Origin of the sequence: Nocardioides marinquilinus, assembly GCF_039543705.1 — a bacterium.
Lineage (GTDB): Bacteria > Actinomycetota > Actinomycetes > Propionibacteriales > Nocardioidaceae > Nocardioides > Nocardioides marinquilinus.
Map to the genome: position 1 here is coordinate 186,939 of NZ_BAABKG010000005.1, position 26,374 is coordinate 213,312.

Sequence of the window (26,374 nt, forward strand, 5' to 3'; positions counted from 1 at the left end):
CCCGGCTGACACACTGTGCGCTCGCGACGACCCCCACCGAGGCCAGCAAGGACGCCGACGACCGATGAGCAACCCCTACGAGCCCTACCAGCCGCCGGGCGGCAACGACCCCTACGGCAGCAACCCGTACGGCGGACCGTCGGTGCCAGGCGGGCCGGGTGGGCCGGGTGGGCCGGGTGGCCCGTACAACCCCTACGGCCAGGGCTACGGCGGCAACCCGCAGCCGGCGCCCAACGACGCGGTCTCGATCACCGGCTTCGTGCTCAGCCTGACCTGCTGCCTCTCGATCGTCGGCGCCATCCTCGGCTTCATCGGCCTCAAGCGCACCAAGAACGGCCAGCGGCGCGCCCGGTGGGCGGCCATCGCCGCCTCGATCATCGGCCCGATCGGCACCCTGGCCGCGATAGGCCTGACCATCCTCGTCGTCTGGGGCATCGACCAGGTCGTCACCCCCGACAACGCCGAGGTCGGCCAGTGCGTCGACGTCGACGACGACGACCGCGACCAGATCGGCCTGACCAAGGCCGAGTGCGGCGAGTCGCACGACGCCGAGATCGTCGCCGTCGCGGAGGCCGGCGACTACGAGGGCGTGCTCGACGACTCGGTGCTCACCACCGACGTGTGCGCGCAGGTGATGGACCAGGCCGACATCGACGCCGTCAACCAGTGGCAGGACGAGACCGGCCGCACCCTGCAGTTCAGCGTCGTCATCGAGGACCCCGACAACATCGACCCCGACGACAAGTTCGCCTGCTACGTCGAGCCGACCTCCGGCTCGCTCGACGAGGCCGTGCTCTGACCCGCCCGTAGCCTGACGCCATGGTCGACGCCGCCCAGCTCGCTGCCGAGGTCCGCCGCGCCACGGAGGAGACTCCCTACACGGTCACCGACGAGACCCCCGACGGGTTCACGGTGCAGATCGACGTCGTCGACCAGAAGTGGTGGACGCTGATGTACCGCAGGTCGCTGTCGCAGACGTTCCGGCACGTCGTCAGGGTCGATGCCGAGGCCGGCACCTACGACGTCACCGACAAGAGCGCGACGGTCGAGTGGGCCGCCGGCGCCGACGTCGGCGGCGGCGTCCCGAGGCCGACCCTGAAGGCGCAGGCCGGCTTCAGCCAGGGCACCTTCCGCTCGAAGTCGTTCCGCAAGGAGCTCGGCGTGGACGACGACGGCAACGTCGGCGCCGTCGTCGACTACTCCTTCGACTCCGCCGAGGGCAACCGGCTCATCGACGAGCAGGCGCAGCGGCTCGGCCTCACCAAGAAGATGAACAAGACGGCGAGGATCGGCCTCGTCTTCGCGCTCGTGGGAGTGCTCGGCGCGCTGGTCGCGGGCGTGGTCCTCGTCGTCCTCGCGATCCTCTGAGCCGCGCCGTGAGCGAGACCGTGCAGACCTTCCGCACCACGCTGCGGTCCACCAGCGGCACCAACGTGGGCATCGTCGTCCCCGACGAGGTCGTCGCGGCCTTCGGTCGGGGCAAGCGGGTGCCGGTCGTCGTCACCGTCGACGACGGCTACTCCTACCGCAACACGATCTCCTCGATGGGCGGCCGGTTCCTGATCTCGTTCAACGCCGAGACCCGCGCCGCCACCGGCCTCGGCGGGGGCGACGAGGCCACCATCCGCCTCGAGGTGGACGACGCCCCGCGCACCGTCGAGGTGCCCGACGCGCTCGCCACGGCCCTCGCCCCCAGCCGCCGCAAGGCCCACGCCACCTCCGTCGCCGACGCCCGGACCGACGAGACCCGCACCCGCCGCGTCGAGAAGATCCTCACCACCCTCCGCGACGCCTGACGCCGCCACCACCGCGCAGAGGTTCGCCGGGGTGCCCTTCGACAAGCTCAGGGTCCGTGCGGTCGCGTTCGCGTTCGTGACGATGGTCGAGGTGCGAGGAGCCCTGGCGACGAGCCTCGAGACCACCGGCCCCGCCAAGCCCAGACCGACCACACGGACCCTGAGCCCGTCGAGGGGCCCGGACGCTGCAACCGGTGGTTGGGCAGCGAGCCCCAGCGAGCGTCGTCGAAACCACCGGCCTTCACAGCCCAGCCCGACCCCACGGACCCTGAGCCTGTCGAAGGGCCTTCCGGAGTTCTCCACAGACCCTCGAACACAGCAGCGGTTGTCAGTGGTCGGCGATAGAATCGGCCCATGCCGACCACCACCAAGACTCCCCGCGTGAGCAGCGACCCGCTGCTCGACGCCGTCGAGTCCGTGGTGGCCGAACAGGCGCGGATCGACGTCACCAAGCTCCGCGTCGTGCTCGCCTGGGCGGCCGACCACACCACCACCGACGCCGACTACATCACCGACGCCCTGGCCGAGCCAGGCCTCGAGGTCGCCGGCCCCGGCGCCCCGGTCGTCCACGAATGGGCCGCGCTCGACCTCGCAGCGGTCATGGGCGTCTCCACCGACTCCGGACTCCGCTACCTCGGCCACGCCCTCGAGCTGCGCCACCGCCTCCCCCGCCTCCACGCCCGCGTGGAGGCCGGCGAGGTGCCGGTGTGGCGAGCGTTCCGAGTCGCCGAGCACACCGTCATCCTCAGCAAGGTCGGCGCCGCGCTCGTCGACCAGGCCCTCGCCCCGTTCGCCCACGACCTCTCCCTCGCCCAGATCGAACGGACCACCGCCGCCGCCATCGCCCGGTTCGACCCCGCCGAAGCAGAACGCCGACGCCAGGAAGCAGCCGAGAACCGCAAGGTCGACATCCGGCTCAACGGGCTCGACGTCCCGATCAACGGCACCGTCGAGATCGCCGCCACCCTCGATGCCGCCGACGCGATCGACCTCGAAGCCGCCCTTAAGGCCGGCGCGCAGCAGCTCGCCGACCTCGGCTCGACCGAGACCCTCGACGTCCGCCGCTCCCAAGCGCTCGGCGAGATGGCCCGCGCGCAGCTGGCCCTCGACCTCGACACCGAGCCCGGTTCGGGGCGTGGGGTGACGCTGTACGCGCACCTCGACGCCACCGACGTCGCCGTCCTCGACAACACCCAGACCCCCGTGCTCATCAAACAGATCAAGCAGTGGTGCGAAACCGCCGGCACGAAGGTCACCGTCCGTCCTGTGATCGACCTGAACGTCGAGAAGTCCAGCGACGCCTACCGTCCGAGCCCCGCCATCACCGAGCACGTGCTGCTCCGCGACCGCCACTGCGTCTTCCCGCGCTGCACCAGACGACGGGTCGACCTCGACCACATCCACCCGCACGAGTCCGGCGGACCGACCTCGACGTCCAACCTCGCCCCGCTCTGCCGACGGCACCACCGCGCCAAGACGTTCAGCCGCTGGCGTTATGAGCCCATAGGGCAGGGGCTGTACGAGTGGACCAGCCCTACCGGCCGCACCTTCACCGTCGACCGCCGCCGCCGACCCTGACCGCCCCACACCCCGCCCCCCGCGGGGCTACCGGCGTGCGTTGGGGCCCTTCGACAAGCTCAGGGTCCATCGGGTCGGGTTCGCCTTGACCTTCCGGGGTCTCGAGGCTCGGCCGTGACCGGCCTCGCACCTCGACCACCGTGCTCCGCCTGAGGCGGTCGAGATGCGAGGAGCCTCAGACCACCCGGCCCGTCCGTGGGGTCGGTCCATCGGGAGGTCGACGTCAAGCGGCGGCGCGTCCCATCCTCGGGCGCTAGGCACCCCTCGCGGCCCGTGCGGTGCGTTCGACCGTCGCCCATCGCTCCGCCCACGAGTCGGCGTCGTCCGCGACTCGCACTGACCGCGCCGCGTCCGTGCCGATGACGCCGTCGAGCGTCTCGCGCAGGATGTCGGCGTGGCCCGCGTGGCGGCTGGTCTCGGCAACCAGGTGCACCAGTACGTCGAAGAGCGTGGTCTCACGCGGACGCCACCACGGCACCTCGCCGGGGGCGTCGAGCGGCAGCGCCGCGATGGTGGCGTCGGCGTGCTCCCGCACCCGTGCGAAGAGCGTGAGCACGTCGTCGCGGGTCTCGTGCTCGGCCACCCACGAGTCGGTGCCGCGTGCCGAGCGGTCCTCCCATGGCGGCACCGGCTCGGCGCACGGCCGGCCGAGGACGTGCCCGAGGTAGCGCGACTCCCAGGTCGCGAGGTGCTTCACGAGCCCGAGCAGGTTGGTGGCGGTCGGGGTCAGCGGCCGCCGGACGTCGTAGTCGTCGAGCCCCTCGAGCTTGCTCAGGACGGCGTCGCGCCCGGAGTCGAGGGTCGCCCGCAGCAGGGCCTTCGCCGCCTCGTCGTCGACGGGCCCAGTGGAACACGACCGCGTCGGCCGCGGGTGGGACGATCCGCTCGTGCCGATCCGCGTCCTCTTCGTCACCGACCTGACCTACCAGGCGCGGGGGCGGCGGTACTGCGACGAGGACATCCACCTCTCCGACGCCTTGCGCGAGCACTTCACCGTGAGCCTGTGCCACCCGCTGGACGCCGCGTCGCTCATGGCCGACGCCGACGTGGTGGTCGTGCGCAACAGCGGCCCGGTCGTGCACTACGAGGCGGACTACCGCCGGTTCCGTGACGAGGCCCTGTCGACGGGCGTGAAGGTGTTCACCGAGCTCAGCGGCAAGGGCGACCAGGTGGGCAAGGGGTACCTCGTCGAGCTGTCCGCGGCCGGGTACCCCGTCATCCCGACCGTGGACGACGCCGCCGACATCGACCGCCTGCCGGACGCCGGCACCTACGTCGTCAAGCCGCGCAACGGCGCCGACTCGATCGGCCTGCGCACCGTCGGGCGCGACGACCTGCCCGGCACCGACCTGGCCGGGATGCTGGTGCAGCCGCGGGTCGCTTTCGAGCACGAGGTCTCGTTCTACTTCGTCGACCGGTCCTTCCAGTACGCCCTGTTCGCGCCGGACCCCGACGTGCGGTGGGGCCTCGAGCCCTACGAGCCGACGCCGGCCGACCTCGCGTTCGCGCAGCGGTTCGTCGACTGGAACGACGTCGACCACGGCATCCAGCGGGTCGACGCCTGCCGCACGAGCGACGGCGACCTGCTGCTCGTCGAGCTGGAGGACCTCAACCCCTACCTGTCGCTCGACCTCGTGGACGCCGATCGCCGCGCCGCCTTCGTGGCCGCGACGGCCGACTCGATCGGTCGGCTCGCCGCCCGGTGACTCAGACCACCGACAGCGGCAGCAGCCGCTTGCCCGTCGGGCCGATCTGGATCTCGGTGCTCATCTCGGGGCAGACCGAACCGCACTTATATCCAGATCAGCACCCACAGTCAGACACGGCGACTGCCGGACGACTACCTACTTCACTGCCCAGACGGTGTCGACGGCGACTTCCGCAAGCGCTTTCGCCCGCGCGGAGATATCGGCGGCGGTCACTTCGATCTTCGTGCTGTCGTCCAGCCAGCCGGACAAATCCGAATCCTTCCATGGCACGAGGGTCTTTAACCCGTCCTGCTTCGAACTAAGATTGCCATCACCGAGTGTGACGTTGGCTCCACTCGTCAAGAGTGCCAAGTTTCCGATCGAATATTCTGGACTACCAACCGCGCCCGAGGCTCTACTCTGCGGCCGAATGTGCTCGATTGTCCATGTAGTCAGGTCCTGACCTCGAGGCAATGCGTTGCCATCCTGCGCGAATCGAAGCAAGACATAAGCGATGAAGTGCTTTCGCGAACGCCGCTTCTGAGCGTTCGTAAGCCGAACATTCGGAGCGTAAAACAGTTCGGCGAACGCATCCTTCGAGTCACTGTCCGACGGCAGACTGCCAGCCAATTTGGCCTTAAAAGAATTGATAGACGTCTTAACGTCAGGCTTAGAAGCGGCGCCCTCTAACTCAACCGCAAACTTGTTGTAGCGACTGCGGGTGCCACCCGTTGAACCACTGTTCAATAGCGCCGTGAATTGGAAATGAAAGTTCTCGATTGCACGGCATACATCAATCAAATCTCGCTTTAGCAGTGCCGATGACTTTTCATACTTACGAACAACAGCGAGAAGAGCAGAGTTTGCAACCGAAACATTGAACAACGATAGCGCTCTCAAGGTGTCGACAACCTCGGGGACCTTCAATGCACTCTTGACCCCCAACTCACTTTTATCAATGATGAGGTCGACGTCGTCGATGTACTGATAGGTGAGCGCGTCGTACTCAAGTTCTTCAAGGTACGAGATATGGCGAGCAGCGTCACCCTCGACGGTCTTAGTGATGTTCTTGTAGAGCTCCGCTTCAGTGACCGCTGCGCGGCGAGAGTTCCAAGACTGCCAGATGAACTGATCAATGGCTCCAGCCGATCCCGGTGCCGCTTGCAGAAGACTTACTAGTCGCTCCCACCTATCAGAGATTGTCTGGCGATCTTGTGGATCCGAAGCCCCGCCACGGACAAGTAGGTTCTTGACAAGGTCAGCTAACCGAAGGTCGGCACCGCGAGTGTTTAGGGTCTCGAAGATAAGGAACCCGTCCTCTTCAGAGGTCAATTCAACCTGAATGAGCCTCGCCTTGAGTACGTTACTGCGGATTGCCTTCAGGGTCTCAATGGCTTCGGCAGCCGACTGATCCTTGACGCTATCGGTCAGTCGATTCTCAAAGAAAATGCGCGCCGTCCCGATCTGTCTCGCGCTCCCATTCCACTTCTTGCCCGACGGTATAGCGCTTGGGTTCTGGACGACTTCTCTGAAATTTGGTTCATCACGTTTGATAACAGCAAACTTATTGCCGTCGTCGTCGACGGTTATCAAGTACCGTTGCGTATTGTCCGCTTGGGTCTGCGCTTGCACCAGCAGGGCCGTGACCTCGTCAGAGGGCTCCGCCTCACTGAGACCGTCGATGATCCTCGTAAACGAGTCGCGGATGACAGACAGAATGATGGCACTCGTAGTCAGACGCTGCTGACCGTCGATGATGGAGTATGAATTGTTGAATAGCTCCCGAGATTCGCTCTCCCACGTGACTGTCGAACCAAAAAAGAAATCCCCTTTTGCAAGCACCACGTCATCCCAATAGTCCTCTAACTCGTCGATGTCCCAACTATAGGGTCGCTGAAAGTTTGGGACTACGTACAAGCACGACCGGAAACAATCTTGAACCGTTCGAGTCGTGGACTTAATGGGAATCAATTCGCTGTTGGCAGTCGACACTCGAACTCCTCAGTAAGGGTTGCGTCCGAGGACCCTATCTCCACCGCGACCGTCTTTGGTGCAACACCGCGAAACGGCCATGCCGCCCTCGGCCTCGCCGAACGAGCCCGTCGACTCCAGGAGCAGGGGATCAAATGGCGCCTCCGTGCCGTCGTCGTAGACGATGACGATCTGGGAGGTAACTCGATCGTCGCAACCCTGGCGAAAGAGCATCGCGGCCTCCGGCTCCCGGATCAGGTCCAGATCAACGCCGTCACGTCGAGGCACGTACCGCCATCCCCCGGGCGCAGATCGGTCGTAGAGCACAACCGCCCCGTCGCGTTTGAGCCGGTCAAGCCATGCGTTCAAGTCAGCCGCAACCTTTGGCTTCAGTCGAACCCCCGTCCTCCGTCGGGCCTCGGCGCGGAGCATTGCTACCGCATGACCGTGACGATGCTCAGGTCGAACCTCCCAAGGAATCAGCGATCGATCACGAACGATTCTGGGCTCGATTCCGTGCCTTCGTCGCAGCACCGCCCACATCGACACGGTGGTCTCGACGCCGTACTTCCGCACGTACTCGTCCGCGATCCACTGGTAAGTGCGGCCTTGGCGCAACCACTCGAGCGCCTCAGGTAGATCGCGCACCTTCGTACGGGCTGGCAACGATCGCTCCTGTCATCCTCACTTTGACAATCACGAGTATGCCAATCGTCAGCGGCAGGAGCAGAACCCACGTTGCCGCAGGTCAGACCACAGAAAGTGGTAGCAGCCTTTGTCCCGTCGGTCCGATCTGCGTCTCAGTCTGAAGGCTTGGGCAGACGCCGCAGTCGTAGCACGGCGTCCAGCGGCAGTCGTCGACCTCGACGTCGGACTCGCCCGTGGCGACGGCGAGGGCGTCCTCCCAGTCGGCCCACAGCCAGTCCTTGTCGAGACCGGAGTCGAGGTGGTCCCAGGGCAGCACCTCGTCGTAGCCGCGCTCGCGCACCGTGTACCAGTCGAGGTCGACCCCGGTGCCCGCGAGGGCGGTCTCGGCCGAGGCCATCCAGCGCTCGTAGGAGAAGTGCTCGCTCCAGCCGTCGAAGCGGCCGCCGTCACGCCACACCGCCTCGATCACGCGGCCGACGCGGCGGTCGCCGCGCGAGAGCAGTCCCTCGACGATGCCCGGCTTGCCGTCGTGGTAGCGGAAGCCGATGGCGCGGCCGTAGCGCTTGTCGGAGCGGACGACGTCGCGCAGCTTGCGCAGCCGCTCGTCGGTGGTCTCGACGTCGAGCTGCGAGGCCCACTGGAACGGCGTGTGCGGCTTCGGCACGAACCCGCCGATCGAGACGGTGCAGCGGACGTCGTTGCGCCCGGAGACCTCGCGACCGGTGGCGATGACCCGCTTGGCCAGCTCGGCGATCTGCAGGACGTCGTCGTCGGTCTCGGTGGGCAGGCCGCACATGAAGTAGAGCTTCACCTGCCGCCAGCCCTGCGAGTAGGCCGCAGCGACCGTGCGGATCAGGTCGTCCTCGCTGACCATCTTGTTGATGACCTTGCGCATGCGCTCGCTGCCGCCCTCGGGGGCGAAGGTCAGCCCGGAGCGGCGCCCGTTGCGCGAGAACTCGTTGGCGAGGGTGATGTTGAAGGCGTCGACGCGGGTGCTCGGCAGCGAGAGGCTCACGTTGGAGCCCTCGTAGCGGTCGGCGAGGTCTTCTGCCACCTCGGCGATCTCGGAGTGGTCGGCGCTCGACAGCGAGAGCAGCCCGACCTCCTCGAAGCCGCTCTTGCGGATGCCGTTCTCGACCATCGCGCCGATCGTCTCGATGCTGCGCTCGCGCACCGGCCGCGTGATCATGCCGGCCTGGCAGAACCGGCAGCCGCGCGTGCAGCCGCGGAAGATCTCGACGCTGAAGCGCTCGTGCACGGTCTCGGCGAGCGGCACCAGCGGCTTGGCCGGGTAGGGCCAGGCGTCGAGGTCCATCAGCGTGTGCTTGCGCACCCGCGCCGGGATGCCCGGCCGGTTCGGCACGACGGCCGTGATCGCGCCGTCGGCGCCGTAGGTGACGTCGTAGAACCGCGGCACGTAGACGTTGCCGGTGACCGCGAGCCGGCGCAGCAGCTCGTCGCGCCCACCGGGGCGGTCCTGGCCCTTCCACTCGCGCACCACCTCGGAGATGGCGAGCACGACCTCCTCGCCGTCGCCGAGCACAGCCGCGTCGAGGAAGTCGGCGATCGGCTCGGGGTTGAACGCGGCGTGGCCGCCGGCGAGGACGACGGGGTCGGCGTCACCGCGGTCGGCCGCGTGCAGCGGGATGCCGGCCAGGTCGAGCGAGTTGAGCATGTTGGTGTAGCCCAGCTCGGTCGAGAAGCTGAGGCCGAAGACGTCGAAGTCGCCGACCGGCCGGTGGCCGTCGACGGTGAACTGCGGGATCGGGCCGCGCTCGTCGCCGGCGCGCATCACGGCCTCGAGGTCGGGCCAGACCGAGTAGGTGCGCTCGGCGACGATCCAGTCGCGCTCGTTGAGCACCTCGTAGAGGATCTGCACGCCCTGGTTGGGCAGCCCCACCTCGTAGGCGTCGGGGTACATCAGCGCCCACCGCACGGTCGGTCCGTCGGGGGCGCAGTCCCACTCCTTCACGGTGGAGTTGAGCTCGCCGCCGACGTACTGGATCGGCTTGCTCACCGAGGGCAGGTGCGGCTCGAGGCGCGCGAAGACGCTCTCGCCACGGGCGGGTGCGGTGGTGGTGGGCATCCCCCGATCCTACGAGCGGGGCCCGACGCGCGCGGATTCGTCGTCAGCCGTTGGGCCGGTAGCCGGTGTCGGGGTCGACGGCGTCGGTGAGCTCGTCGGCGTCGAGCAGGTCGGTGTGGACCTGCCCCGCGCGGTAGGAGGCGCGGCCGACCATGTGGGCCGCGACGGGCGCGGTGGTGAACTGCGCGAAGACCACGAGGGCCAGGACGGCGACCGCCGACCAGTCGCGCAGCACGAGCGTGAGCCCGAGCGCGACCAGCAGCAGCCCGAGGACCTGCGGCTTGGTGGCGGCGTGCATGCGGGTGAGCAGGTCGGGCAGCCGGACGATGCCGATCGCGGCCACCAGGCTGAACAGCGCGCCGAGCAGCAGCGACGCCGCGCCCGCGAGGTCGAGCACCTCCGAGGCGGTCACAGCGAGCGCTCCGCGGTCGAGTCGACGTCGTCGGAGTCGCCGCGACGCTCGCCGCCGGGGGCCGGGCCGCCGAGGCGGTCGTCGTCGTCCTCGTCGTCGTCACTGGCCTCGACGTGGTCGCTGCCGGGGCTGAAGCGGGCGATGCTGATGGAGCCCACGAAGCCGAGCATCGTGGCCACGAGCAGCAGGGGCAGGTTCTCGGCGGTACGGCGCGCCGCCGCGTCGACCGCGACGGCGGCGATGGTGATCGCCACGACGACGTCGAAGGCGACGGCCCGGTCGAGCATGGTCGGCCCCATCGTCATCCGCACCGTCGCGAGCAGGGCCGCCACGCCCAGCACGCAGGCCGCGGCCACCAGCAGCACGCTCATCGCGCCACCTCCGTCTCGGGGTCGGGCTCGGTGTCGGTGTCGGTCTCGGGGTCGGGCTCGGGACTCCGCCGGGGCGGCAGCGCCTTGAGCACGCGGGCCTCCTGGGCCAGCACCCGGCGCCGCTGGGCGTCGAGGGCGTCGGGACCGCGCACGTCGAGCACGTGCAGGTAGAGGGTGTGGGAGGCACGGTTGGCCTCGACCACGATGCTGCCGGGCACCAGCGAGACCAGCTCGGCCACGATGACCAGCGTCAGCTCGGAGTCCGAGCGCAGCTGCACCCGCACGATCGCGTTGCGCAGGTCGCGCGGCGGACGCAGCACGGTGACGGCCACCTGCACGCTCGCGACGACGACGTCGAGGAGGAAGCGCAGCACCAGCGCCACCACCGCCAGCGGCCGCACCGAGACGTCGAGCTTGAGCGCGGGCAGCGGGAACAGCGTCAGCGCCAGGGTCGCCACGACCAGCCCGCCGACGAGCGACATCGCCGACCAGGTGCCCCACAGCGCCCACCACACCAGCGTCAGCCACCCGGCCATCAGCCACTGGATGCGGCGTCCGGCCCGCGCCACCCGGCGCACCTTCGACCTCACTGCCCCGCCTCCTCGACCGCGGCGAGGTAGGGCGTGCGCGCCATCAGGTCGTCGGCGGCGCGGCTGGTGTAGGCGTACAGCGGGCCGGCGAAGACGGTGAGGGCGAGGCTGAAGACGACGAGTCCGGCGGTCGGTCCGGCCATCAGCACCGGGAGCCGGCTCGGGCGGCCGTCGTCGTCGAGCCGCTGCAGCAGGTCGCGCTCGGGCGCCTCGCCGTCGACGATGGCGTTGGCCTGCCCGACGTCGCGGGAGGCGAACTGCAGGCGTCCGGGGCCGTCGAGGTCGAGGTCGGCGTGCGCCAGCTGCTCGGCCATCGCGTGCGCCTCGGCCGGCGAGCGCCAGAACGCCAGCGCCCACGTCTTGGCGACCGCGTAGAGCGTGAGCAGGCTGACCGCGGTGCCGACGCCGACGAGCGTCCAGGCCACGGCGCCGCCGTCGTCGATGCCCGCCTGCAGCAGGCCCACCTTGCCCAGGAAGCCCGACAGCGGCGGGATGCCGGCAAGATTCATGGCCGCGACGAAGAACAGCACGCCGAGCACCGGGAACAGTCGCGCCAGGCCACCGAGCCGCAGCAGCCCGGTGCTGCCGGCTTGTCGTTCGATCAGCCCGATCACCAGGAACAGCGCGGTCTGGATGGTGATGTGGTGGGCGACGTAGTAGACGGCGCCCGCCATGCCCGCGGCGCTCGACAGGCCGATGCCGAAGACCAGGTAGCCGATGTGGCTGACCAGCGTGAACGACAGCAGGCGCTTGATGTCGGACTGCGCGATGGCGCCGAGGATGCCGATCACCATCGTCAGCCCGGCCGCCACCATGAGCAGCGTGCCGAGCCTGCCGCCGGGGAACAGCAGCGTCTCGAGGCGGATGATCGCGTAGACGCCGACCTTGGTCAGCAACCCGGCGAAGACCGCCGTGACGGGGGCGGGCGCCGTCGGGTAGCTGTCGGGCAGCCACAGCGACAGCGGGAAGATCGCGGCCTTGATCGAGAAGGTCACCAGCAGCATCAGGTGCAGCAGCAGCGTCGTGGACGCCGGCAGCGCGTCGAGCCGCTCGGCGAGCTGGGCCATGTTGAGGGTGCCGGTGGCGGCGTAGACCGCGGCGATGGCGACCAGGAACAGCATCGAGGACAGCACGTTGACGACGACGTAGATCGTGCCGGCCCGCACCCGGGCCTCGGTGCCGCCGAGCGTGAGCAGCACGTAGCTGGCGAACAGCAGGATCTCGAAGCTGACGAACAGGTTGAACAGGTCGCCGGCCAGGAAGGCGTTGCAGACGCCGGCGACCAGCGTCAGGAAGGTCGGGTGGTAGATCGACACCGGCGCCGAGCGGTCGCTGTCGCTGATGCCCTGGCCGAGCGAGTAAAGGAGGACGGCGAGCGTGACGACCGACGAGACGAGCAGCATCAACGCGGCCAGCCGGTCGGCCACCAGCGCGATGCCGAGGTCGTTCCAGCCGCCCAGCCACACCACCTGCGGGCCGCGCTGGTCGGCGAGCACGAGCAGCACCGCCGCGACCACCACGATGGCCGAGAGCACCACCACGCTCAGCGTGCGCTGGGCCTTCGGGTAGCGGAACAGCATCAGGGCCGCGCCCGAGCCCAGCAGGGGCAGCAGCACCGGCAGCGGCACGAGTGCGGTGGCGGTCATGCGCCGTCCTCCTCGGGCTCGTCGTCGGGCTCGCCGCCCGTGGTCAGGCCGTAGCTGTCGGACGTCGCGTCGTCGTCGGCCAGCTGGCGGATGCGGGCGTCCTCGGTGTCGTCCTGGACGTCGTCGTGCCCGGTGAGCTGCCAGCTGCGGTGGGCCATGGCGAGCAGGAAGGCGACGGTGCCGAGGGTGATGACGATCGCGGTGAGCACGAGCGCCTGCGGCAGCGGGTCGGTCATCTCGTCGATCGAGGCGGAGCCGTAGAACGCCGCCTCGCCGGCGGGCCCGCTCGAGACGAGCAGCGCCACGTTGACGCCGTTGCTGAGCAGCACCAGGCCGACCAGCACCCGGGTGAGGCTGCGCTCGAGCAGCAGGTAGACCCCGCAGCCGGCGAGGGCGCCGGCCACGAGCAGCAGGGTGAGGTTCATCGTCACGTCGCGCTCGCCGCCGTCTCGTCGTCGGCGGGGCTCGGCTCGGGCGTGCCGGTGCGCTCCTCGCGCTGCGCGCGCAGGATCTGCCGGTCGAGCCGCGCGCCGAAGGTGCGCAGCAGGTCGAGGGCCAGACCGACGACGACGAGGTAGACGCCGATGTCGAAGCCCACCGAGCTCACCAGGTGCAGCTCGCCGAGCCAGGGCAGGCGCAGGTAGACGTCGGCGGTCTGCAGCACCTCGCCCCCGAAGGCGACCGGGCCGAGGCCCGAGAGCGCGGCCACGAACAGGCCGGTGCCGATGACCACGCCGGCGTCGAGCGGCAGCGCCTCGTCGAGCTCGTAGCGGCCGCCGGCCAGGTAGCGCACCATCAGCGCGAGGCCGGTGACCAGGCCGGCCGCGAAGCCGCCGCCGGGCAGGTTGTGGCCGGCGAGCAGCAGGTAGAACGAGAAGACGACCATGCCGTGGAAGATCAGCCGGGTCACGACCTCGAAGACGATCGAGCGGCGGTCGGGGCTCAGCGTGCCGGGCGCGGCCAGCCAGGTCGGCCGCGAGCGCTGCAGGTCGAACCGCTCGGGCGACGGGGCGTCGGCCAGCCGCCTCACTCCCCCGCTGCGGGTGTCGACGAAGATCAGGCTGGCCACGCCGGTGGCCGCGACGACGAGCACCGAGATCTCGCCGAAGGTGTCCCACGCGCGGACGTCGACCAGCGTGACGTTGACGATGTTGCGGCCGTAGCCGAAGTCGTAGGCGCGCTGCACGAGGTCGGCCGTGTCGGGCACGGCGAGGCGCGAGCTGCCCGCGACGTAGAGCGCGCCGGTGACCACCATGCCCATCGCGCCGGCGAGCGCCATCCGGGCGAACCGGATCGGGCGCAGCGGGCGGTCGGTGAAGTAGTCGGGCAGCCGGCGCAGCACGAGCACGATCACCACGAGCACCAGCGTCTCGACCAGCACCTGGGTGAGCGCGATGTCGGGGGCGCCGTGCAGCAGGAACAGCACGGCGCAGCCGTAGCCGGTGACGCCGGCCAGGATGAACGCGCGCAGCCGGCGCCGCGAGCGCACCGTCTCGATGGCCGCGGCGATCATCACCGCGCCGACGATGGGCTGGCCGAGCCGGTCCCAGGCGACGAGGTCGAGGTCGGAGCGCCCGGCCAGCGCCCAGACCATCGCCGCGCCCGGGCCGATGACCATGACGCCGAGGATGATCGCGAGGTACAGCGCCGCCGAGCCGCGCTGCACGAAGCCGGTGACCTCGACGGCCACGCGGTCGACGCCGCGCAGCCCGGCCTGGTAGACCTGCACGGCCGAGACGGGCGAGGCCATCCGCACCTGCAGGTGGCACAGCGGGTCGCGGACGACGAACAGCACCCCGCCGACGACCACGGTGACCGCGGTGAGCAGCAGCGGCCGCTCCCAGCCGTGCCAGAGCGCGAGGTACTCGTCGTGGCCGACGGCGGGCAACCGGTCGGCGTAGACGCCCACGGCGTCGGTGAGCGCGGCGCCGGCGAAGCCGAGCCCGAGGCCGAGCGCGGCCAGCAGCACGGGTCCGGCCACGAACGGGACGCCGGCCCGCGCGACCTCGGTGGGCGCGACGCCGGGCTTGGCCGCGAACGCGCCCCACAGGAAGCGCACGGTGTAGGCGACGGTGAGGCACGAGCCGGCCAGCACGGCGACGACCAGCACCCAGCCGGCCCACGGGGGCAGGCCCGAGGGGCCGTCGGGCTCGGTGAGCTCGAGCAGGCCGGCCCACATGGTCTCCTTGGCCACGAAGCCCAGCAGCGGCGGGATGCCGGCCATCGACGCGCCCGCCAGCACGGCCGCGACGGCGACCCAGGGCAGGCGGCGTCCGACCCCGGAGAGCACGTGCAGGTCGCGGGTGCCGGTGGCCTGGTCGACGACGCCGACGACGAGGAACAGCGCGGCCTTGAACAGCGCGTGGGCGAGCACCAGGGCGACCCCGGCGAGCGCGGCGGTGCGCGTGCCGACGGCCAGCACCACCAGCAGGAAGCCGAGCTGGCTGACGGTGCCGTAGGCCAGCAGCAGCTTGATGTCGACCTGGCGCAGCGCGCGCCAGCCGCCGAGCAGCATGGTGAGCGCGCCGAGCGCGGTGAGCACCGGGCGCCATCCGGCGACCTCGGCGAAGCCGGGCGCGAGCAGCGCCACCAGGATCAGGCCGGCCTTCACCATCGAGGCGGCGTGCAGGTAGGCGCTGACCGGCGTGGGGGCCGCCATCGCCCCGGGCAGCCAGAACTGGAACGGCACGATGGCCGACTTGCTGAGCGCCCCCACCAGCACCAGCCACAGCGCGACCGACGTCGCGGTGCCGCCCGGCGGGTCGGCCACCAGCGCGGTGAGCGAGTAGGTGCCGGCGCCCTGGCCGAGCATCAGCAGGCCCACGAGCATCGCCAGGCCGCCGAGCGTGGTGACGACGAGCGCCTGGATGGCGGCCAGCCGCGCGGCCCGGTTGGTGGGGTCGAAGCCGATGAGCAGGAAGGAGCAGACGGTGGTGAGCTCCCAGAAGACGAACAGCACCAGCGTGTTGTCGCTGACGACGAGGCCGAGCATGGCGCCGACGAAGGCGATGAAGGTGCTGGCGAAGGCGACCAGACCGGCGCTGTCGTCGCTGAAGTACCAGGTGCAGTAGAGCAGGACGACGGCGCCGACGCCCGCCACGACGAGCACGAGCAGCCACCGCAGTGCGTCGAGGGTCAGGTCGAGCTGCAGGTCGATCGTCGGGATCCACGACACGCGCTGCCACACGGTCTCGCCGTCGAGCACGGTGCCGGTCTGCGCGAGCGCCCACACGACGGCGGCGACGGGCACCAGCGCCAGCACGGCGAACGCGCGACGACCCAGCCTCCGCACCAGCGCGGGCGCCACAGCAGCGGCGACGGCGTGGGCGAGCACGAGGGCGAGCAGGATCGAGCCTTCTGGTTCGAGGGCGAGCAGGGCGGGCGCGGTGGGGCCAGTCTAGGGATCGGCGGTGACGGACCGGACGCCGCTCGCTCGCGGACGCCGTTCGTCCGCGACGGGCCCTAGCGTGCGCGGCATGACCGAGACCCCGTGGGAGCCGCCGTTCGCCGCCGACGAGCAGGCCCACCTGCTCGGCGCGCTCGACCGGATGCGCGCGACGTTCCGCTTCAAGACCGACGACCTCGACGCCGACGGGCTGCGCGCCCGGGTCGGCGCGTCGTCCCTGACCCTCGGCGGTCTGCTCAAGCACCTGGCCGCCGTCGAGGACTTCAAGAGCACCGTGATGCTCACCGGCGACCCCATCGGTGAGCCCTGGGAGAGCCTCGGCTACGACGCGAGCAACGAGTGGGAGCTCGAGAGCGCCGCCGCCGACGCCCCCGCGACGCTCTACGGGCTGTGGGACGACGCCGTCCGGCGCTCACGGGCCCGGTTCGCCGCGGTGCTGGCCACGGGCGGGCTCGGCGCCGCCGTCCACGCCGACAACGGCGAGGGCGACCACGCGAGCGCGCGCCGGCTGCTGTTCGACCTCCTCGAGGAGTACGGCCGCCACTGCGGCCACGCCGACCTGCTGCGCGAGGCCGTCGACGGCCGCGTCGGCGAGGACCCGCCGCCCGGGTGGCGCCCGGTCGGCGGCGCGCCGGCGCCCTGGCCCGAGGGCTGAGTGCGCGGCGTTGACAGGTGTGGACGATGGTCGAGGTGCGAGGAGCCCTGGCGACGAGCCTCGAGACCACCGGCCCCTCCTCGCGAGTGTCCGCAAACGTCCGCGAACGTCCACGAGCGGTCGCGAGGTCGGGTTCGCGTGGTCGGCGCCAGGTCTCGAGGCTCGGCCGTGGCCGGCCTCGCACCTCGACCATCGTCGGACCGGCGCGCGGACCGTGGTCGAGGTGCCCCGCCGGTCGACGGGCACAGCCGACGGCTCAGAGCGCGACGGTCAGCCGCAGCGTGACGACGTCCCCGAGCTCGACGCCCTCGGCGCGGCGCACCGCGGCCTTCAGCGGTACGACGTAACCGCCGTCCTTGGGCCACAGCGACGTCGTCCACGCGGTGTCGCCGAGGCCGACCGTGACCGGGACCATCCCCCACCCGTAGGTCACCGCGCGCCGGGCGTCGTCGAGCGCGGCGGCCTCGTCGGCGGGCACGGCGACGAAGTGGTGCGGCGCCGGGCCGCGCCAGGCGAACACCTCGCCGCTGAACTCGAGCTCCACGTGCGGCAGCGTAGGAGCAGTCAGGCCACCGTGGTGGTCACCGGCACCGTGTGCACGAACCCGTCGACGCGCACCTGCACGAAGAACCGGTAGGTGCCCGGCAGGTCGATGGCGGTGTGGAAGGAGATCACGCTGCCGGCGTCGCCCGGGGTCGGGGCGCCGAGCGGGTGGGCGTGGATGAAGGCGCCCGACCCGGTCTCGAAGCCGGTCAGGTGCGCGTAGGCACCGAGGTAGGTGCCGAGGTTCGGCGTCCCGCCGCCGGGTCCGCTGACGGTGAGGTCGAACTGGGCGTCGACGCCGGCCTGGATGGTGGGCGGCCCGGCCACCGTCACCACGCCGTCGGACGCCGTGCTGACCGCCTCGACCGCCTGCGGCTCGGGGTAGGTCGCGCCCGGCGCCGCCTCGAGGCGCGCCCGCTCCCCCACCACCACGTGGGCGCCGTCGGAGCGCTCGGCGGGCACGAACTCCGCGACCACCCGGTAGTCGCCCGGCTCGGCGAGGTCGACCGTGGTCGACCAGGTGCCGTCGTCGCCCAGCACGGGGTGCAGGTGACGGAACGCGTCGAAGCGGCGGTCGCCGTCGCGCACGACGTAGAGGTGCAGCAGCTTGGTCTGCTCCTCGACGTAGTCGACGACCGGCTGGCCGCGGGAGTCGAGGATGCGGAACGCGAGCCGGCCGGGGGTGCCGACCTGCGCCGGCACCACGAGGTCGGCGATGCGGTAGCCGCCGGCGTCGGCGGTGGTGCCGTCGCCGACGAAGGTGAGGTGGGTGTGCTGGGCGCCGTCGGGCGCGGGGGCCAGCACCTCGCGGCCGGGGTCGACCGGCTCGGACGGGTCGTCGCCGCCGCAGCCGGCCAGCAGGACGACGGCGGCCACCGCCGCGGCGAGGGCGACCAGCGGACGACGTAGAGGTCGGTGGGTCATCTCAGCTCACCTCGAAGGTCACGACCGTGACCGGGTTGTCGAACTCGGAGCGCCGCACGCTGACCTGCACCTGCCAGGTGCCCGGCGCGGGGATGGTGACGTCGGCGGCGTACGTGCCGGCGCCGGTGGGCACGACCGGCAGGGCGCCGAGGTCGGTGCCCTCGCCGCCCACCGCGCTCACCGAGACCGTCGGCGCAGCGAACCCGTCGACGGGCTCGCCCTGGTCGTCCTGCACCTGCACGCTGATCGTGTTCGGGCCGCGGGTGCCGGGGGCCATCGTCACCAGCGCCTTGGTGCCGGTGGGCTGTCCGTCGGCGGCGCCGGCGCCGGTGCCCTCGCCGAGGACGCCGACCTCGACGCCCGACGGCTCGGGCACCGAGGCGGCCGCGGCCTCGGCGCGCGGCGAGGTGTTGGTGAGGAAGCCGGTCAGGCCGAGCAGCCCGACCAGCATCACGGCCTCGACGCGCACGGCGGTGCGCACGGCCAGGACGCCGCGGCGGCGCTCGGCGTGGCCGCCCCGCTCGGCGGTGGCGGTGGGCAGCAGCCGGAACCGGTTCCACCCGGCGGCCGCCACCACGAGCAGCGCGACCCCCACCTTGACCAGCAGCAGGCGGCCGTAGCCGGTGTCGACGAGCGGCGCCCAGCCGCCGAGGATCCGCCAGCCCATCAGGCCGCCGGTGACGGCGAGCAGGGCGACGGTCGCGGCGGCGACGGCCGAGAACCGGGCCAGCACGCGGGCGGCGTCACCGCTGCGGCCGGCCAGCGGGCGCAGCACGAGCAGCAGCCCGACCAGCCCGCCGAACCACGTGGCCCCGGCGGCCAGGTGCACGACGTCCGTGGTCGTGACCAGCCACACCGGCTCGATGGCGCGCGAGTGACCGACGATCGCCGGCGACAGCACCGCCACGGTCGCGCCGGCCGCGGCCACCGGGGGGCGGCGCAGCATCGTCAGCAGCGCGACGAGCAGCCCCGCGACCTGCAGGCCGAGCACGACGAGGTCGTCGCCGACGAGGGCGAGGTCGACCGCGGCGCTCTCGCCGAGCGAGGTCAGCGGCAGGCCCTGCTGGTAGGCGCCGGCGAGCGGGATGCCGACGACACCGGCGAGCACGGCGACCCCGGCCGCCGTCCAGGCGACCCGCTGCACGCGGGCGCGCACCGGGTCGTCGACGCGCACGTCGCGCACGGCCCAGACCCAGAACAGCACCAGGCCGCCGGCGAGCAGCAGGCCGGCGTAGCCGATGCCGTGGACGACGCTCAGCACCGCGCGCACGTCGCCCTGCTCGGCCTCGGCGGCCTGGGGCGCGGCGACCTCGGCGCTCGGGGCGCCGATGGCGAAGGTCAGCGAGCCGGCGATCGGGTGCCCGTCGGCCGAGATGGCCCGCCAGACGACGACGTAGCTGCCGTCGTCCAGCTCGTCGGGCAGGTCGGTCGTGACCACCTCGTCGCTGGCCTTCGACTCGGCCTCGACCGGGTCGCCGGCCGCGTCGAAGACCTGCACCGACTCACCCGTGAGCGCGACCGGCTCGTCGAAGGTGAAGGTCACGACGTCGGGCGTCTCGGGCAGCACGTCGCCCTCGGCCGGGTCGCTGGAGATGAGGGTGGCGTGGGCGGAGGCGGGCGCCGCCGTCCCCACCACCGCCGCCAGCGCCGCCACGGCGCAGGCCACGGCGGCGACGAGGACGGCGAGCGCTCGTCTCACGACGGCGTCAGGCGGTGCGGCGGGTGCGGGCGAGGGCGACGCCGCCGACGAGCACGCCGGCGGCGCCGACGACCAGGCCGGCGACGGCCAGGCCGTTGCCGCCGTCGTCGTCGGAGGCCTCCTCGGCGGCGGGCTGCGGCTCCTCACCGGCCGCGACCTCGGAGACCGCGGCGGCGCCGTCGTTCTCGGTGGTGGTCTCCTCGGCGACGTCGGTGACGCTCACGATCGGCGCGGGCGACTCGAGGTCGTCCTCGCTCTGGCCCTCGGCGGCGATCTCGGTCCAGCCGGTCTCGCCGTCGACGCACGACTGCACCACCGGGAACGCGAGGTCGCTGCCGGCGGCGTCCTCGGGCAGCTGCAGCGAGAGCTCGAAGGCGTCGCGCATGCCGTCGGGCAGCGGCTTGTTGGTGGTGTAGGTGACCACGCTGGTGCGCTCGGTCAGCTCGTTGCCGTGGGCGTCGGTGACCGGCGGGTCGAGCTGCTCGGCGGTCTTGACGACGTCGTAGAAGGAGTTGCGGGTGGGCGTGACGGTGTTGATGCCCTCGGGGATCGAGATGGCCACGGCCGTGGTGGCCGAGCCGTCGCAGCCGTGCGGCACGCTGAAGGTGAGGATCACGTAGGAGCCGGCGGCGGTGTCGGACGGCGTCACCGTCACGTGCGCGGAGGCCGGCGCCGCCGCGCCGAGGACGACGGCGGCGCTGCCGAGGGCGAGGGTCGAGAGGGTCGCGCCGACGCGCGCCCGGGTGCTGATGGGCATGGGTGTCCGTTCTGAGGTCGGTGCTCCGGGTGGTCCGGAGGGTCCGGGAGATGGGTGGCGAGGACGCCGTCCGACCCCCGGACCGTGCGACGGACCCGGGCTCAGACGGCGAGGAGCGCGGACGGCGGTCCGCGCCGCGGCGCGACGGCCGCGACCTCGCGCCAGCGCGGCGCGACGAGCACGACGGCGGACGCCGGCACCCGCGGCGGCCGCGAGACCGGCGCGAGCACCGCACGCAGCCAGGTGACGACGACGTCGACCGCACGGGCGCGCAGGTGCCACGACAGCGCCGTGAGCAGCCCGCCGACCACGTGCAGCCCGAGCATGAGCGGGTCGAGCGCGGTCTCGGCCGGGTGGGCGGTGCCGTGCGCGTGCCCGCCGGTGGTGACCACCGGGTCGGTCGCGAGCGCGGTCAGCCAGGCGTGCAGCAGCAGCTGCGCCACGACCAGCGCCGGCACCGCGATGCCGAGCCGCAGCCGGCCGCGCAGCACGAGCAGCCCGGCGCCGAAGACGAGCAGCGCGGTGACCGCGAGCCAGACCGGCGAGGGCAGCGCCCCGCCGGCCAGCAGGTGGGCCACGACGAGCGCCGTGCAGATCTCGAGGGTGGCCAGGGCCGAACGCAGCGGGACTCGCCCGCGCGGCAGGACCCGGACCCTGAGCACCCGCCCATCATGCCCCGGCCGGCCCGGCGGCGGCCATCCGGTCCGGGGGACGGATGACTTCTGTCAGGAGCGGACGAGGACGCCGGTGGTGGGGCGCAGGCGGGCGGCGGGGGCCACGGCGGCCCGGCGGGAGATGTTGAGCAGCAGGCCGACGGCGAGCATCGAGGCGAACATCGAGCTGCCGCCGTAGGAGACGAACGGCAGCGGGACGCCGGTGACCGGCATGATCCCCAGGCACATGCCGATGTTCTGGAAGGCCTGGAAGCCGAACCAGCAGGCGATGCCGGCGGCGGCGACGCGGCCGAAGACGTCGTCGGTGCGGGCCGCGATGCGTAAAGCGCGCCACAGCACGACGCCGAGCAGCGCGATGATCAGGCCGGCGCCGAGCAGGCCGAGCTCCTCGCCGGCGACGGTGAAGACGAAGTCGGTGTGCTGCTCGGGCACGAAGCCCGAGCGGGTCTGCGAGCCGTCGAACAGGCCCTGGCCGAACGGTCCGCCGTTGCCGGCGGCGATGAGCGCCTGCTCGACGTTGTAGCCGGCGCCGCGCGGGTCGAGGGTCGGGTCGAGGAAGGCCAGGAAGCGGTCGACCTGGTAGTCCTCCAGCAACCCGGCCGAGACGGCGGCCACCGCCGCGCCCACCCCGCCGACGCCGAGCGCCACCAGCCACCTCGCCGAGGCGCCCGAGGCGGCGAGCACGCCGAAGACGGTGGCGGTCAGCACCAGCATCGTGCCCAGGTCGGGCTGCAGGACGATGAGCGTGGCGGGCACCGCGGCCACCAGCAGCATGAGGACGACGTCCACCAGGCCGACGCGCGCGCGCCAGCGGTTCTCGGCCCGCTCGGCCACCACCAGCGCCATGCCGATGACGACGGTGAGCTTGGCGAACTCCGAGGGCTGGATCGACATCCCGCCGAACATCAGCCACGACCGCGAGCCGTTGACCACCGTGCCCATGGTGAGCACGAGCACCAGCCCGCCGATCGAGGCGAGGTAGACCAGCGGCGTCACGATGCGCACCCACCGGTGGTCGGTCACGACCACCACGAGCAGCAGCCCGAGGCCGATGGCGACGTTGAGGATCTGCTTCTCCAGGAAGGCGCGCGGGTCGCCGCCGGTGAGGTCGCTGCGCGCCGAGGTGGCCGACCACACCAGCAGGCAGCCGAGCACGCTGAGCGCGACGACGGCCGCGAGCAGCAGCCGGTCGACGCCGGGAACGCGGGACGTGCTGGTCACGAGTCCTCCTCCTCGGTGCGGGCCGGCGGCAGGATCGAGCCGTCGCCGGAGAAGACGGGCAGCCGCTCGGGCGGCGTCACGCCGGGGATGGCGGCGCGGTCGGGCACGACCTTCTCGCCGCGGACGCCGTACAGCGCCTCCCAGATCTTGCGGATGCCGGGGCCGGAGGCCTCCGAGCCGGTGCCGCCCTGGCTGATCATCATGACCACGACGTAGTCGTCGGAGTACGACGCCACCCACGAGGTCGACTGCTTGCCGTAGACCTCGGCCGAGCCGGTCTTGGACCGGATCGGCACCTCCTCGAGCGGGAAGCCGCCCATGCGCCAGGCCATGGTGCCCTCGCGGGTCACGCCCTTGAGGGCCTCGTCGATGTAGCCGACCACGTGGTCGGGCAGCTTCACGTGACCGGTCGCCTTCGGCTTGATCCGCCGGACGACGGTGCCGTCGGCGGCCACGACGGCGCGGGCCACGCGCGGGGCGTAGAGGGTGCCGCCGTTCGCGAGGGCCGCGTAGCCGCGGGCCAGCTGCAGCGGGGTGACGATGGTGTCGCCCTGGCCGATGGCGAAGTTGACCGCGTCGCCGGCGCGGTAGGCGTAGCCCTCGACGCAGAACTCGCCGGCGAACCGGTAGACGAAGTCGCTGATGCCGTCGTTGGCCGGGTCGTCCTGCGGCTTGTCGGCGATGCCGCAGTAGTAGTCCTTCATCGAGCGGTAGTAGGCGCGCTTCCACTGCCGGTCGGCGATGCGCCCCGAGGCCTCGCCCGGCAGGTCGACGCCGGTCTCGCGCCCGAAGCCGAACCGCTTGGCCTCCTCGACGAGCGGGTCGCGCGCGTCGACGTCGTCGACGTCGGAGCCGAGCCGCTGCCAGTAGTCGTAGCCCACCCGGTAGAAGAAGGTGTTGCACGAGACCTCGAGCGCCTTGGCGAAGGAGATGTAGCCGTAGGGGCGGGACTCGTAGTTCTTGAAGTCGCGGTTGCCGACGCGGAAGGACGACGAGCAGTCGAGCATCGCGTCGGTGTCGTAGCCGTGGGTGAGCGCCCCCGCGGTCATGAACGGCTTCCAGGTCGAGCCGGGCGCGAACTGGCCCTGGGTCGCGCGGCCGAGCAGCGGCGTCCCGGCCTTGGCGGAGTAGAGCCGGGCCAGCTGCTTCTTGGTGATGCCGCCGACCCACACGCCGGGGTCGTAGGTGGGCTGGCTGGCCATGGCCACGATGCGGCCGGTGTCGGCCTCCATGACGACGGCGGCGCCGGAGTCGGCGACGAAGTTGCGGCCGGTGACGGTGTCGAAGTCGCCGCGGGCGGTCTGAATCATCTCGGCCAGCTGCTTCTCGACGACGCCCTGCACCTTGGCGTCGATGGAGGTGACCAGGGTGTCGCCCGGCTGCGCCTCGACGCTGGCGTCGTCGCCGATGACGCGGCCCATCGAGTCGACCTTCACCTGCTGGTAGCCGGGCATGCCGCGCAGCCACTCGTCGTACTCCTGCTCGATGCCGGCGCGTCCGACGACCGAGGAGCCGTTGACCGACCGGTCGCCGTCGTCCTCGGCGTGGTCGAGCTCGTCCTCGGTGATCGGGCTGAGGTAGCCGAGCAGGTGCGCGGCGTTGATGCCGAACGGCTGCGGGTAGGCGCGCACGCTCTGCTGCGAGACCACGACGCCCGGGTAGTCCTCGGGCTGCTCGAGGATGCGGCGGGCCTGGCCCTGCCGCACGTCCTGCGCGACCGGCACCGGCTGGTAGGGCGAGCCGTTCCAGCACACGCCGGGCTCGGAGCCGTCGTCGCCGCAGGTGGTCAGCAGCCGCTCGATGCGGCTCGGGGTGACGCCGACGGCGCGGTGCACGCGGCGCATCAGGACGCCGCGCTGGTCGTCGTCCAACCGGTCGAGCACGGTGCGGTCGAGCGAGACGACCCACGAGAGCCGGTTGGTCACGAGCGGGCGGCCCTGCGCGTCGACGATGAGGCCGCGGGTGGGCTGGACGACGATGTCGCGCACCGACTGGGCGGCCGCGCGGTTCTGGTACTCGTCGCCGCTGACGATCTGCAGGTAGTACAGGCGCACCAGCAAGGTGGCGAACAGCGAGAAGACCAGCGCCTGGATGACGATGAGCCGCAGCCGGCTGACGTCGGAGGCGCTCATGGGCGCCTGCCGCCGACGCGCAGCGCGGGGCCGTCGGTGACGTGCTCGCCGAGCAGCCACAGCAGCACGGACAGCAGGAAGGGCGCGGCGACGAGGTCGCAGACCACCCCGACCAGGACGACGCCCAGCAGGTCGGGCACCAGCCCGGCCGCCGGCACGCCGGGGTCGTGCAGCACCAGGCCGCTGAGCGCGAAGACCGACGACGCGGCGAACGAGCACCCCGCGACGGTGGCCAGCGTGCCGAGCACGCCGGGCGTGGCGGCGTCCTGCCGCACCCGGCCGGCGACGTAGCCGGCCACGAGCAGCGCGAGCGCCCAGCGCCCGGCGACGTGGTCGGCGGGCGGGGCGAGGTCGAGGACGACGCCGAGCGCGAACCCGGCCACCAGGCCGGCCTGCGCGCCGCGGGCCAGGCCGACCGCGACGGCGACCAGCAGCATCAGGTTGGGGACGACGCCGTGCCACGCCGCGTGCGGCAGCACCGTCGTCTGCACCAGCAGCGCGAGGAAGCCGACGCAGCCGACGAGCAGCAGACGGGCGGCGGTCTCGCTGGTGGGGCGGCTGCCGCGGGGGCGGCTCGACCCGGCCCGCCGCAGCGGCGGGCGCACGCGGGCAGGGGTGGCTGACGTGGTGAGGCTCATCGCAGGCTCCCGTCGGCCTCGACGACGGCGCGGTCGCTGCGGGTGCCCGAGGGCACGACGACCCCGACGAGGTCGAGGGAGGCGAAGTCGACGTACGGATCGATGACGGCGCGCTGCGAGGTCTCGCGCACGCTGTTGTAGACCGAGACCACCTCGCCGACCGGCACGCCGGCGACGTACGGGCTGGTGCCGGTGCGGCTGCCCCAGGTGACGACGGTGTCGCCCTGGTCGGGGACGACGGTCTCGTCGAGCAGCTCGAGGTCGAGGCGGGCGCCGCCGCCGAGGTCGCCGCGACCCTTGAGGAAGCCGAGCTCCATGCTGCGCGCGACCCGGCCGCCGACGGTGGAGTCGGGGTCGACGACGAGCAGCACGGTCGCGGTGGTGGCGGTGACCCGCAGCACGCGACCGACGAGGCCGTCGTTGTTGACGACGGTGAGGTCGGGGCGCAGGCCCGCCTCCGAGCCGGCGTCGATGGTCACGGTGCTCGAGAACGACTGCGAGGGTCCCACGCCGACGACGCGGGCGGGCACGAGCGCGAGACCGAGGTCGACGGCGGCGCTGGTGAGGCCCTCGAGCTCGGCGAGGCGGTTGCGGTCGTAGTCGGAGGTGCGCATCTCGGCGCGCAGCTCGGCGTTCTCGGCCTCCAGCGCGGCGAGCCGGGCGCGGGCGGCGTCCTTGTCCTCGAGCCAGTCGGGCAGCTCGACGAAGGGGCGCACCGCGCTCGCGGTGGCCGACTGGGCGGGCCCGACGACCTCGCCGAGGGCCTGCCGTGCGGGGTCGAGCAGCCGGTCCTCGCCGTGGTCGAGCACCATGAGGCTGGCGCAGGCCATCAGCAGGCCCGCGACCAGCGCGCGCGACGGCGTGCCGCGGCCGCCCGACGGGTCGGCGCCGGTGCCGTCGTCCTCGCCGGGGGCCAGGCCCCAGCGGCGGCGGGTCATC

25 protein-coding genes are annotated in these 26,374 nt (G+C 71.8%); 6 read left to right on the forward strand and 19 right to left on the reverse strand.

Annotated elements, in window-relative coordinates:
• The first annotated feature begins 64 nt into the window (after window positions 1-64).
• From ABEA04_RS18760 to ABEA04_RS18775, 4 genes are all read left to right on the forward strand, one after another.
• Window positions 65-799, forward strand: coding sequence for a hypothetical protein (locus ABEA04_RS18760; protein ID WP_345462306.1), 735 nt, complete (start codon window positions 65-67; stop codon window positions 797-799).
• A gap of 20 nt (window positions 800-819) precedes the next feature.
• Entirely contained in the window at window positions 820-1,368 is a 549-nt protein-coding gene (locus ABEA04_RS18765) for a hypothetical protein (protein ID WP_345462309.1), read from the forward strand.
• 8 nt (window positions 1,369-1,376) lie between these two features.
• Window positions 1,377-1,796: a DUF1905 domain-containing protein gene (locus ABEA04_RS18770; RefSeq protein WP_345462311.1), complete on the forward strand. Its 420-nt coding sequence runs from the start codon at window positions 1,377-1,379 to the stop codon at window positions 1,794-1,796.
• Between the two features lie 354 nt (window positions 1,797-2,150).
• Window positions 2,151-3,374 carry an HNH endonuclease signature motif containing protein gene (locus tag ABEA04_RS18775; protein ID WP_345462314.1) on the forward strand — a complete coding sequence of 408 codons (1,224 nt, stop codon included), beginning with the start codon at window positions 2,151-2,153 and terminating at the stop codon, window positions 3,372-3,374.
• 253 nt (window positions 3,375-3,627) lie between these two features.
• Here ABEA04_RS18775 and ABEA04_RS18780 read toward each other — a convergent pair whose 3' ends face one another.
• Window positions 3,628-4,287: a DinB family protein gene (locus tag ABEA04_RS18780; protein WP_345462317.1), complete on the reverse strand. Its 660-nt coding sequence runs from the start codon at window positions 4,285-4,287 to the stop codon at window positions 3,628-3,630.
• Between ABEA04_RS18780 and ABEA04_RS18785 the strand changes: the two genes are divergently transcribed.
• Window positions 4,262-5,080, forward strand: a complete 819-nt coding sequence (locus ABEA04_RS18785; protein ID WP_345462320.1) for an ATP-grasp domain-containing protein — start codon at window positions 4,262-4,264, stop codon at window positions 5,078-5,080. The two genes, ABEA04_RS18780 and ABEA04_RS18785, sit on opposite strands and share 26 nt — an antisense overlap.
• 138 nt (window positions 5,081-5,218) lie before the next feature.
• Here the strand turns inward: ABEA04_RS18785 and ABEA04_RS18790 are convergent, their stop codons facing one another.
• The 9 genes from ABEA04_RS18790 to ABEA04_RS18830 all read right to left on the reverse strand — a co-directional run bounded on the left by ABEA04_RS18790 (window position 5,219) and on the right by ABEA04_RS18830 (window position 16,120).
• The gene (locus ABEA04_RS18790; RefSeq protein ID WP_345462323.1) at window positions 5,219-7,054 is read right to left on the reverse strand and encodes a GmrSD restriction endonuclease domain-containing protein; all 1,836 of its coding nucleotides are present in this window, start codon (window positions 7,052-7,054) and stop codon (window positions 5,219-5,221) included.
• A 9-nt stretch (window positions 7,055-7,063) separates the two neighbouring features.
• Window positions 7,064-7,699, reverse strand: coding sequence for a hypothetical protein (locus ABEA04_RS18795; RefSeq protein WP_345462326.1), 636 nt, complete (start codon window positions 7,697-7,699; stop codon window positions 7,064-7,066).
• Between the two features lie 82 nt (window positions 7,700-7,781).
• Window positions 7,782-9,767, reverse strand: a complete 1,986-nt coding sequence (locus tag ABEA04_RS18800; RefSeq protein ID WP_345462329.1) for a TIGR03960 family B12-binding radical SAM protein — start codon at window positions 9,765-9,767, stop codon at window positions 7,782-7,784.
• Window positions 9,768-9,810: 43 nt separating this feature from the next.
• Window positions 9,811-10,179 (reverse strand): monovalent cation/H(+) antiporter subunit G, encoded by a 369-nt coding sequence (mnhG, locus tag ABEA04_RS18805; RefSeq protein WP_345462332.1) that lies wholly within the window; start codon window positions 10,177-10,179, stop codon window positions 9,811-9,813.
• Entirely contained in the window at window positions 10,176-10,550 is a 375-nt protein-coding gene (locus tag ABEA04_RS18810; RefSeq protein WP_345462335.1) for an MrpF/PhaF family protein, read from the reverse strand. Before ABEA04_RS18810 ends, mnhG begins: the two co-directional genes overlap by 4 nt.
• Window positions 10,547-11,140, reverse strand: coding sequence for a Na+/H+ antiporter subunit E (locus tag ABEA04_RS18815; RefSeq protein WP_345462338.1), 594 nt, complete (start codon window positions 11,138-11,140; stop codon window positions 10,547-10,549). Before ABEA04_RS18815 ends, ABEA04_RS18810 begins: the two co-directional genes overlap by 4 nt.
• The gene (locus ABEA04_RS18820) at window positions 11,137-12,786 is read right to left on the reverse strand and encodes a Na+/H+ antiporter subunit D (RefSeq protein ID WP_345462340.1); all 1,650 of its coding nucleotides are present in this window, start codon (window positions 12,784-12,786) and stop codon (window positions 11,137-11,139) included. Before ABEA04_RS18820 ends, ABEA04_RS18815 begins: the two co-directional genes overlap by 4 nt.
• On the reverse strand, window positions 12,783-13,211 hold the full coding sequence (locus ABEA04_RS18825; protein WP_345462897.1) for a Na(+)/H(+) antiporter subunit C: 429 nt from the start codon (window positions 13,209-13,211) through the stop codon (window positions 12,783-12,785). Before ABEA04_RS18825 ends, ABEA04_RS18820 begins: the two co-directional genes overlap by 4 nt.
• Window positions 13,212-13,213: 2 nt before the next feature.
• Window positions 13,214-16,120 (reverse strand): Na+/H+ antiporter subunit A, encoded by a 2,907-nt coding sequence (locus ABEA04_RS18830; RefSeq protein ID WP_345462343.1) that lies wholly within the window; start codon window positions 16,118-16,120, stop codon window positions 13,214-13,216.
• A gap of 142 nt (window positions 16,121-16,262) precedes the next feature.
• On the opposite strand from ABEA04_RS18830, the gene ABEA04_RS18835 reads away from it, so the two are divergent.
• Window positions 16,263-16,847, forward strand: a complete 585-nt coding sequence (locus ABEA04_RS18835; RefSeq protein ID WP_345462345.1) for a mycothiol transferase — start codon at window positions 16,263-16,265, stop codon at window positions 16,845-16,847.
• 256 nt (window positions 16,848-17,103) lie between these two features.
• Here ABEA04_RS18835 and ABEA04_RS18840 read toward each other — a convergent pair whose 3' ends face one another.
• From ABEA04_RS18840 to mreC, 9 genes are all read right to left on the reverse strand, one after another.
• Entirely contained in the window at window positions 17,104-17,391 is a 288-nt protein-coding gene (locus tag ABEA04_RS18840; protein WP_345462348.1) for a DUF1905 domain-containing protein, read from the reverse strand.
• A 20-nt stretch (window positions 17,392-17,411) separates the two neighbouring features.
• Window positions 17,412-18,314, reverse strand: coding sequence for a hypothetical protein (locus tag ABEA04_RS18845; RefSeq protein ID WP_345462351.1), 903 nt, complete (start codon window positions 18,312-18,314; stop codon window positions 17,412-17,414).
• Window position 18,315: 1 nt separating this feature from the next.
• A complete protein-coding gene (locus tag ABEA04_RS18850) occupies window positions 18,316-20,013 on the reverse strand; it encodes a copper resistance protein CopC (RefSeq protein ID WP_345462354.1) in 1,698 nt (565 codons plus the stop codon).
• A gap of 7 nt (window positions 20,014-20,020) precedes the next feature.
• Window positions 20,021-20,770 (reverse strand): YcnI family copper-binding membrane protein, encoded by a 750-nt coding sequence (locus tag ABEA04_RS18855; protein WP_345462357.1) that lies wholly within the window; start codon window positions 20,768-20,770, stop codon window positions 20,021-20,023.
• A gap of 101 nt (window positions 20,771-20,871) precedes the next feature.
• Window positions 20,872-21,432, reverse strand: a complete 561-nt coding sequence (locus ABEA04_RS18860; protein WP_345462360.1) for a cell division protein FtsQ — start codon at window positions 21,430-21,432, stop codon at window positions 20,872-20,874.
• Between the two features lie 63 nt (window positions 21,433-21,495).
• A complete protein-coding gene (rodA, locus tag ABEA04_RS18865) occupies window positions 21,496-22,665 on the reverse strand; it encodes a rod shape-determining protein RodA (protein WP_345462363.1) in 1,170 nt (389 codons plus the stop codon).
• A complete protein-coding gene (mrdA, locus tag ABEA04_RS18870) occupies window positions 22,662-24,797 on the reverse strand; it encodes a penicillin-binding protein 2 (protein WP_345462366.1) in 2,136 nt (711 codons plus the stop codon). Before mrdA ends, rodA begins: the two co-directional genes overlap by 4 nt.
• The gene (mreD, locus tag ABEA04_RS18875; protein ID WP_345462369.1) at window positions 24,794-25,435 is read right to left on the reverse strand and encodes a rod shape-determining protein MreD; all 642 of its coding nucleotides are present in this window, start codon (window positions 25,433-25,435) and stop codon (window positions 24,794-24,796) included. The genes mrdA and mreD overlap by 4 nt, the downstream gene beginning before the upstream one ends.
• The gene (mreC, locus tag ABEA04_RS18880; RefSeq protein ID WP_345462900.1) at window positions 25,432-26,373 is read right to left on the reverse strand and encodes a rod shape-determining protein MreC; all 942 of its coding nucleotides are present in this window, start codon (window positions 26,371-26,373) and stop codon (window positions 25,432-25,434) included. Before mreC ends, mreD begins: the two co-directional genes overlap by 4 nt.
• Window position 26,374: the final 1 nt, after the last annotated feature.